This is a genomic window from Vibrio sp. 2304, from assembly GCF_033339475.1.
GTDB lineage: Bacteria > Pseudomonadota > Gammaproteobacteria > Enterobacterales > Vibrionaceae > Vibrio > Vibrio alginolyticus.
The window spans coordinates 74,034-83,149 of record NZ_JAWOUQ010000015.1 but is presented as its reverse complement, the minus strand read 5'-3'; the positions used below and the strand labels follow the sequence as shown (position 1 = coordinate 83,149).

The following is a 9,116-nucleotide window of genomic DNA, read 5'->3' as shown; positions in this document are numbered from 1 at the left end:
CTTTAAAATACAAAACGCCCGATGAAGTACATCGAGCGTTTTAGTTAAAAAGTGTCAACCCATATCAGGACGGGTCAAATTAAGAGTTATTTACTGGAAACTCACTGCCGTTGGTAGGCGATCAAGCATCTTGTAGTAATCACCAGCTACAGCGCCAATATCACCACGCAAATACGCTTGAATCATATTGAGATCTTTCAGCCAAAGTTCTTTGTCAGCATCTGAAGACGCCATGTACCCTGCGTACACATTGTCGACCGCGAACATCATGTCTTCGGCGTGATCGTTGTAAATCAAAAGCATCGCATCAGTGTAAGCTTCGAACGCTTTCAGCTCATCGTGCGCTTTACCACCTTTGTAGCTCAATGTGCCCGAAGTTGCATCGATGACCAAATCACCCGAAGTCACATTCGCTGTCGTAAAGTTGATGAAAGACTGGCTGAACGACAGCACACCTGCCGCGATATCCGCATCAATGGTTCGCTTCATTGCGTTGACCATTGGCGCATCCAGCAGCAATACAGGATCGTGGAACGCTGGGACAATCGCTGTTCGGAATGGCCCCCAAGCGCTATCGATGCTCTCTGCAACCTTGTTTAGTGTTGCATGCTCATAGCTATCTAGGTACGTTTTTAGATCGTAACCTTTGGACGTCACCAGTTGATTTGCGTAGTCGTAAGCCAGCTTGTTTGCTTTTGTTGCCACAAACTTCTCGCCGTCGATAACAAACTCAACCTTGTCACCCGCGATAATACCGTAGCGGTCTTGTTGCTTCGTAAACGTATCAAACTGAGATTGACCACGAGTCTTCACTGTGTAGTCGTAAGACTTCATTTGGCGCACACCCATTCTCAAGATGACATCGCCAACACGTCCGCGACCTTCTGCGCCAATATCAAGGAATCTTGCAATACCACGAGGCATTGGTGGTAGGGACTCCATTTGCTCAGTGATGTGTAGGTTCACGGTAACACCTTTTAGATTGGTGTATTCCTTACCGTCTTTACCCACCAATTTAACTGGCGTATTTAACGCATCATTTGCCACGATGTTGCCCATGATGTCTTCGTATTCAGCTTGCACCCCAGGGATATCAAGCAGCGATGCAAAGCTCACCTCATCGGTAAAACGGTTCGAGAATCGACGTGCTAAGAAGTGGCTCGCAAGCGCTTTGTCTGGCCAGTTACCCAACACAGACACCGCATTTGACCAAGGGTAATCCGGGTCAAAGCTACCAATTGAGTTTAGGAAGCGTCCATTCGCAGTTTCCGCAACAGCTATATAGCCCTCATCTGAATCTTCGATAAAGCGTGCTGCCAAATCATCAAAACAGCTGGCTGTTGAAAGATCGTAATCAGCCGGAATTTGGTGTGAGTTGTTGTCTAACAGTTGACCAAAAGAAATCACTTTTTGGTTGCCTGCCGCATTTTCTATCACACATTGATGCTCTGGTGTGCGCAAGATATCAAGGAAGAACGCCGCGGATTTTTTCGCCCCATTCGCATAATCACAGAACCATGAGTTATCGGCTTTGCCTTCGCTACAGTATTGAGGGTTTGAAGCAATGCGCAATAAGAAGTCACCCGGCTTATCCGTTGACGAAGTGTAACCCAGATTGGTGTACAGGTTATCGATGCGCTCAAGATCTTCCATCTTGTCACGGATAGCGCTCATTTCCATGTAACGGCGCACTAAGTAACCAGGATAATCGGACGAGAATAATCCCGTAGTCCCATATAACTCCAAGTTGCGTCGATCATAGCTATCGAGATAGTTCTGCCACTCGTAAGAAACAATTTCTTCTAGGTTTGTACCTTCGTCAAAACGGTTACAGTCGCTGTTTAGAGAAACGTTCCCATCGGTACAGAAATCGTAAGACTTACGCTCAATTTCATTCACTTTATCTAGGTAGTAAAGTGCGCCATAACGAGTTTTCGCATTCAGTTCTGGATCATCAGACAACGCAGCGATATCGAATCGGCTAAAGTCACAGTTGTAGAGTGATTTGCCTTTCTCGTCCCCCGTTAGCGCCTTCACTTCAGAACACACCATCAGCGATGTGTTGTCTGGATTGTTGCCAAACTTGTATGCAAAGCTTTGTTGGTAGGCTTGCTGATCAGCGAGGTAACGAGCATATGCCGCTTTGTCTTCATCGCTCGCACTGTCTGCCGGTTTCGCAACAGGTGCAGGAGCTGAACCTGAAGAATCTTGAATCGTCTCGACTTTACGGCCGTAGCCGAACTTAAACGCCGCAATGTCGTACAGACCCCAAGTTGGCGTTTCATCCAACATGCTTGGTGCGTAGTCCATCGTCGAACTGTAAGCAGGAATGTTGTTCAAACCAAGTTGATGCGCTTGCTCTAGCGTGTAGTAGTTCGCTTTGTCATTTGAGCCTTTAAAGTTATGGCGCAGACCCATGTTATGACCAAGCTCGTGAACAAGCGTATTGCTGTAAGTCGCAACCGTAATCGCATCTGCGGCTTTCACTTGCAACTCTTTTGGTAGGTATTTCCAACGCTTAAGCTGACGCGATACTTCGTTACCTGCGTCATCGAGTTTGATCTCAAAGTAACGCTCGTCATCCAACTTCAAGTTGTCCAACATGGCCTTGTTGGTTGAAGAAACCCACGACGCTTCGATTGGATAAACGTTGTTCTCTGCCCAGAAAGACAAACGGTTCTCTTCAGCTTCAACCACCTTTTCAAACTCCATGTCATCATTGAAGTTTTTCATTAGCTGAGTTGGGCTCTTCGTCGCTGCTTTTCCAGAAACGATGTCTTCTTTTGAAACGAGCGGCGCATGAATGTTTTCATCCGATTTCAGGCTCGCCATCGCCGCCATTGTAGAAAGCGCTTCAATTCTATCCGCAACTTCTGTTTTCACAGATTCGCTGCTGGTTGGCAATGGATCTAAGCCATCTAAGTCCAGTTGATTACGATTATAGAAACGCGCCAGGTTATCCCAATAGAAAGGCACACCCGTTCTTGCAACGCCTGCGTATTGGTTCACGTGGCCTTTGATGATTTCCCCCGTCATCGGGTTAGAAACCGACGGGCCATAGCCAAGCAGACCGTTCGCTAGAGGCTCGTCAATCAGGTTAATCACGTTGTAACGCAGATCACCTGGGTGAATACCAGCCGCTTTGGTTTTGTTCACAATCTCGATTTCAGGCTTGCCTGCATCCGCCCCAAATACATTCAGCGCGTGGTTCATCTTGTCGATCGATTGCAGCGTTGCATCCAAGAACAACTTGTTCTTCTCTTCAAAGAAATTGTCGCTCAAGTAATATTTGATAGAGCCTTGATCTGGGTTGAAACGATTGAGGTAAACCACATCACGGTCGTATTTATTCGTGACTGGGTTAAGCTTTTTCGTCGACGTGGTGAAGAAACCAATGTCGTTCTCATCACCCACTGGGTACAAGATCGGTTGGTAACCTTCGGTTGCCACTTCACTTTCGTGCACTAACGAATAGTAGAACCGAGATTTAAACGCGCCATCCACAAGCGCTTCATCCAAGCTCGCTTTCGTTGCAAAGTTGATGTAGTCAGAAATATTATCTAAATCGATACGGAACGTGCGCTCTAGCTCGAAATTGAGAAGACCGTTTTTAGGGTCAAAGTCCCACGAGATCAATCGTGGTGCGCCAATTTCATCAATGCCTTCGGTAATGCCATACAGATCTTCCATATTGAATTCTGCAATTTCGAGATCTTCAGGACGAGGAGTGAAGTGGGTTTTCTTCTTGTAGTTTAGGCTTGCGTCTTCGTTGGTTTCTTCTTTGTTGGTGCAATCACCATGCGCGTCTTCTTGACAGCGATACGCCGCAAAGTCACCCGGAATCGTCAGCACTTGCGCGAAGTTAACGCCGTCGTCGTCTGCGACAAATTTCTCTTCACCGCAGTAGTTATTAGCATCTTTGCTTAGATGTGCGTCTGGGTAGTTTTTATCGTAACTGCGAACTTCCAGACCTTCTTTGGTAAAACAAAGCTCAACGTAACGAGGTGAACCTTGCAAGAATGGGAATTGGTTAAGAGCAAAGCGTGGAGCGGCACCAGTCGTCGGAACGTAAAACCAACGACCGTCTTTAAGATCTTTTACTGCGACTTCTTTTGCATCTCTTTCGACATAGTCATACGCCTGATCATCTGCGCCACAGCCTGCAAGTGCGGCCGTTATTGCTGACACCAGAGTCAATTTTTTAAACATTATTTGGATATCCTTAATTGTTGTTATTTTCCTAGAAGGAGTAAGTCACTGTCACGATGTAAGACGCTTTCTCTTGATCCAACAAATCGATGTTGCCCAAGGTGCCTCGCTCTGCATCTTGATAGAAACCCGTTGATGATGCCGCGAGTAGCAATGACCAGCTTTCATCAAACTCGTATGTGCCGTACAACGCCCCCTCATACTGCCAACTGCTTCTGCGCGTACCTTGATAACTGATGCTGTTACCACCTAACGCCGTAATCCCCACTGCGAACGATTCCCACGACTTTTCCGCAACAGCAAACAACGAGTAAGTCCACTCAGTCAGCGAGCGTCCACCCATGGTTTTGTATTCGTGGAAATTTTTTCTCAGTCTTGGCGAAACCGAAAAATCGACGCTCCAAGCTGAAAAAGAGATCGGCACATCTAAACGAACCGCGGTGTGCAGTTCATCTTTACGAGATGTTTCTGAAGTTGGAATGGTGAGCTGACCCGCAACGCCGATTTTCCCTGTATCTCCAAAGCGATATAGGTTCGTGTATTGCAAGCCCAACACCGAATCTGTCGCGTAGGTGCCGACTTCATCTTCTAGGGCACGATAGCCCCCCGTAGAAAAATAGGCTTTTGTGTCGCTCGAAAAGGAATAAACGAGATCGCCTCCCCACGAGAAATTGCGGACAGAACGGTAGTCGTCTTTATCGTAAATGTTTGTATCGTAAGATAGGTAAACGGCCCCACTAAACTTACAAACAATACAGGACGTATCTCCTTCATTTTGTGTAGATTCAGGCGTGCTAGTGCTATCAATTACACTCGTTTCCACCGCGAATGATGGCGCTGAAAACAGCGTACCCAACAACATTGCAAGCGGCGTCATCATCCACTTTGTTGTGTGCTGCATGTTTTGAAACTTCCATGAGAATTAAGTTCATTTGAATAAACTTAAAGACAAACAGATTATTGGGATGAAATTCCATAAAAATTCAGATAATCAACCCCAATAAACCTATCAACCATAAAATTACTCTTATGGTTAAATCCTTATTTAACTTTTTAATACTATTTATCTGAGTATTGTCGCGTTCTACTTTGCTTAAAAACGTACTTTAAAATGACTTTTTATAAATAAAGCCACACACCACAACATTAAAGAAGCAGCAAAGCAACGTCATTAAAACAAAAGTTAAAAGACAATTATTATCAACAACTTAAAATCAACAAAAACAGTTAAAATGAATGAGTCAAAATGTATAAGTTAAAATACAATAAAAATATAAGAACATCATTCCGTTTAATTTTAGTCGTTATTGTATTGAGAGAGTTTAATTTTCAATTTCTAAAATTGGTGGGATACACATAAGAGAAATCATCAAAACCATCCGTTGTTAATAATGAATTTCGCATTTAAAACAAAAGATAGAAACAAGATCAAATTCATGTTTTCTAATATATCCATTCAACCTTTCACAAGTTTGAATAGAAAATCAAACCTTTAGTCAATCTAAAAACAACAAAACATTCACCAAGTGAATACACAAAAGATAAATCAAAACTAAATAGCACATACGGTCAGCATATTTGTGAATTACTATTCATTAATTATTTTTTTATAAATTAAACGTTAATGTGACCAATTTCACACAATTGCGCTACATACAACATAAAGCAAACGAAATTTAAGTGTTTACTGACCCAAAACGTGTCGATAGAACAGAGTTTAAACATCGAGCTGAAACACGTATTTCCCACCAAAATTTATTATATATAGCAGTGAGTTATCTGTATCCAAGCGGTTAAAATGCGTACTGATGTGACTCATATTTGAGAGAGGAACACAAGAAGAGCAAAAGCACTAAAAGAGGATGATGCGACTTGAATAACCAGTGCTTCAAACCGCACTTATGAACTTATGCAGAGAAAGAAGGACTATCAGTTACTATTGAATGGTTTTATGACCACAGTTTTCGCAGATCAAATGACGTTCAAATTCATCCATAGAGGCAAGGAAGGCGCCGAATACTACACTTTTGAGAAAGCCAGCGATGAACTCTTTCTTTTTGCGATTTTTATCACCTTCAAAACCACTTTTTTTCTAACTAACACCACGACATGATGCGTTTCTACCCCACATGTAGGGCACATGAGGACTTCTGTCCTGTTCGACATCTTAGACTCCTTGATGAATTATCCCTTTCTGCTGGCATGATTCTCTTACGCCTGTAAAGCGAGTCATCATGCCATCACTATCGATTCTTACTCTTCTTCGTTGAGACGACGAATCAACTTAGCTGGCGTGCCTCCGTATAGACAATCTGGCGGCACATCATGGTTGACTACCGAGTTCGCTGCAATCACCGAGCGAGCGCCAACTGTTACACCTTGGTTAATAACGGAGCTACCGCCAATCCACACATCATCTTCAATCGTGATGGGTTTACAAAACGTTTCCCAACGTCGGCGACTGCGGTAATCAACAGAATGAGAAGCGGTATAAAATTGCACGCTCGGTCCAATGAGCACGTGGTTCCCGATGGTAATTTTGGCACCATCGAGCATGACCACGTTCATGTTGATAAAGGTTTCTTCACCTATTTCGATGGTCTTACCAAATTCACAATGAAAAGGGGCCTGGACAATACAACGGCCTACCTTGCCAAATAGCTGCTTTTGCAATTCGTCGCGCTGACTTTCGTCGGTGTTATTATTGAGCGCTCTAAGTGCTTGAAGAGCATGGCTTCTAATGGCGTCAATTTCTTTGTCCATGCCATCAAAAACCTGGCCAGACATCATTTTTTCTAGTTCTGTCACTGGAAGACTCCTACAACCTGCAATTACTGCTTTCAGATTCTTCACAAGGTACGTGAACTGCGAAATAAAAAAAGAGAAAAGTCCGGACTTTTCTCTTTCCTGTTTTTATATTTTGTGGAGTCTGTCGGCTTACACAATTTCCCAGCTGTGGGCCATCTCAACACCTTCACCTAGCATTAAGCAAACCGAGCAGTATTTTTCTAGCGAGTCAGCCGCCACTTTTGCTACGACTTCTGGGTCAAGCTCGTCACCTGACACTTCAAAGTGGATATTCACTTGCGTAAAGATACGCGGCGCGGTTTCACGACGCTCTGTGGTTAGCTTGGCATTAACTGACGAAACCTTTTGGCCTGCTGTTTTCAAACCATCAACAACATCGACAGAGCTACAGCCACCAGCAGCCATTAGTACCATTTCCATTGGGCTTGGTGCGGTTGCACCACCATTGCCATCCATCACTACGGAGTGGCCCGACTGAGATTGCCCAAGGAATTTAAAATCTTCTATCCATTTAACTTCAGCTTGCATGATTTACCTCATTTAGCATCGCTTATTCAAGGCATCGTTGCCCTTACTAGCGGTGTGTTTCTTGTCGATACTTTAGCTCTATCGCATAAAAGGGCAACGGAATTTTCAACATTACTGTAATTTTTTCGCTCGGTTACCTTTCTCTATACGTAACACTTTTTATTTAAGTAACACTTTCTACAAAAATAACGATGAGGTAGCTATGAAGAATATGTCTAAGTTATTGGCCGGTTTCTCCTTCGCACTTCCAGTCTTGTTTCTACTATTGAGTAAAACAGGTACCGCCGATACGATGGATAAGCTGAAGGCTTCAGAGAATACAAGAATCGCAACGCTAGCTGGCGGTTGTTTCTGGTGTACAGAATCGGATTTAGAGCAACTGCCCGGCGTAATCGATGTTGTATCAGGTTATTCAGGTGGTCATATTGAAAACCCGACTTACCGCCAAGTCTCTTCTGGTAAATCTGGTCATATTGAAGTGATTGAGGTGAAGTACGATCCTGCTGTCGTGAACTACGAGCAAGTGCTGGACTACTTCTTCCGTCATATCGACCCTACCGACGATAAAGGTTCATTTGTTGACCGTGGTCCTCAATACCGTCCAGCGATCTTCTACCATAATGCGGAGCAAAAGCAGATTGCTAAGCAGTTTATGATGGAAATCGACAAGGCGATGATCTATCCAAAACCGTTGAAAACAGAGCTGATCGAGTTTGAAAAGTTTTACCCTGCGGAGTCGTATCATCAGGATTACTACAAGAAGAGTAGCTTGAAGTACAAATACTACCGCTACGCATCAGGTCGCGATAAATATCTCGACGAAGTATTTGGTGAAGATCGAAAAGAAAGCCCTAAAACACTTCGACAGTTGATTGAAGAAAAAAAGCTGTTTTCGAAAGTGAAAGCGTACAGTAAGCCTGCTCAGTCTGAAATCAAATCAAACTTAACAGAGCTACAGTATTACGTGACGCAAGAAGAAGGCACGGAGCGTCCGTTTGATAATGAATACTGGGACAACAAAGAAGCGGGAATTTATGTGGATATTGTGACCGGTGAACCGCTATTTTCTTCTACTGATAAATACAAATCTGGCACAGGTTGGCCAAGCTTTACTCGACCAATTAACCCGGGTTACATCGTGGAGAAAACCGATTATAAACTACTCTACCCTAGAACGGAGATCCGCAGTAAGTTTGGTGATTCACACCTAGGTCATGTGTTTAAAGATGGTCCGAAGCCGACGGGATTACGCTATTGCATGAACTCTGCTGCGATGAAATTTGTACCTGTGAACAAGATGGCGAGTTTAGGCTACGGCGATTACCTGTACCTATTTGATAAGTAGTTTTAGCCAAATTAGGAGTGAACATTCAGCGCGATGAAAGGTTTTAAATCCAACCTTCCCATGAAAGTCTGTCCGGTCTGTCAGCGCCCATTTTCTTGGAGAAAGAAGTGGGCGCGAAATTGGGAGGAAATCGTTTATTGTTCTGAGCGTTGCCGAAGAAATAAATCAACGAAAACGTAGGTCACTCCGACCCTCTCTGGAGTATGTTATTTCATTTGTATTAACG

General features: G+C 43.8%; 6 protein-coding genes and 1 pseudogene. 2 read left to right on the top strand and 5 right to left on the bottom strand.

The window, feature by feature from the left end; all coding sequences use genetic code 11:
* Positions 1 to 90: 90 nt before the first annotated feature.
* From R7P64_RS21380 to R7P64_RS21360, 5 genes and pseudogenes are all read right to left on the bottom strand, one after another.
* The gene (locus R7P64_RS21380) at positions 91 to 4,209 is read right to left on the bottom strand and encodes a M66 family metalloprotease (RefSeq protein ID WP_025768042.1); all 4,119 of its coding nucleotides are present in this window, start codon (positions 4,207 to 4,209) and stop codon (positions 91 to 93) included.
* Positions 4,210 to 4,240: 31 nt separating this feature from the next.
* Positions 4,241 to 5,110 (bottom strand): hypothetical protein, encoded by an 870-nt coding sequence (locus R7P64_RS21375; protein ID WP_005384146.1) that lies wholly within the window; start codon positions 5,108 to 5,110, stop codon positions 4,241 to 4,243.
* 1,035 nt (positions 5,111 to 6,145) lie between these two features.
* A pseudogene (locus R7P64_RS21370) lies at positions 6,146 to 6,375 on the bottom strand (hypothetical protein).
* A gap of 87 nt (positions 6,376 to 6,462) precedes the next feature.
* A complete protein-coding gene (locus R7P64_RS21365) occupies positions 6,463 to 7,017 on the bottom strand; it encodes a sugar O-acetyltransferase (protein ID WP_086047563.1) in 555 nt (184 codons plus the stop codon).
* 129 nt (positions 7,018 to 7,146) lie between these two features.
* A complete protein-coding gene (locus R7P64_RS21360) occupies positions 7,147 to 7,545 on the bottom strand; it encodes an OsmC family protein (RefSeq protein ID WP_053307141.1) in 399 nt (132 codons plus the stop codon).
* Between the two features lie 202 nt (positions 7,546 to 7,747).
* Here R7P64_RS21360 and msrB point away from each other — a divergent pair, with 202 nt between their 5' ends.
* Together msrB and R7P64_RS21350 are read left to right on the top strand one after the other, a co-directional pair.
* Positions 7,748 to 8,890, top strand: a complete 1,143-nt coding sequence (gene msrB, locus R7P64_RS21355) for a peptide-methionine (R)-S-oxide reductase MsrB (protein WP_053307140.1) — start codon at positions 7,748 to 7,750, stop codon at positions 8,888 to 8,890.
* A 33-nt stretch (positions 8,891 to 8,923) separates the two neighbouring features.
* Complete coding sequence (locus R7P64_RS21350; protein ID WP_005374142.1) at positions 8,924 to 9,070, top strand: DUF2256 domain-containing protein; 147 nt, start codon at positions 8,924 to 8,926, stop codon at positions 9,068 to 9,070.
* Positions 9,071 to 9,116: the final 46 nt, after the last annotated feature.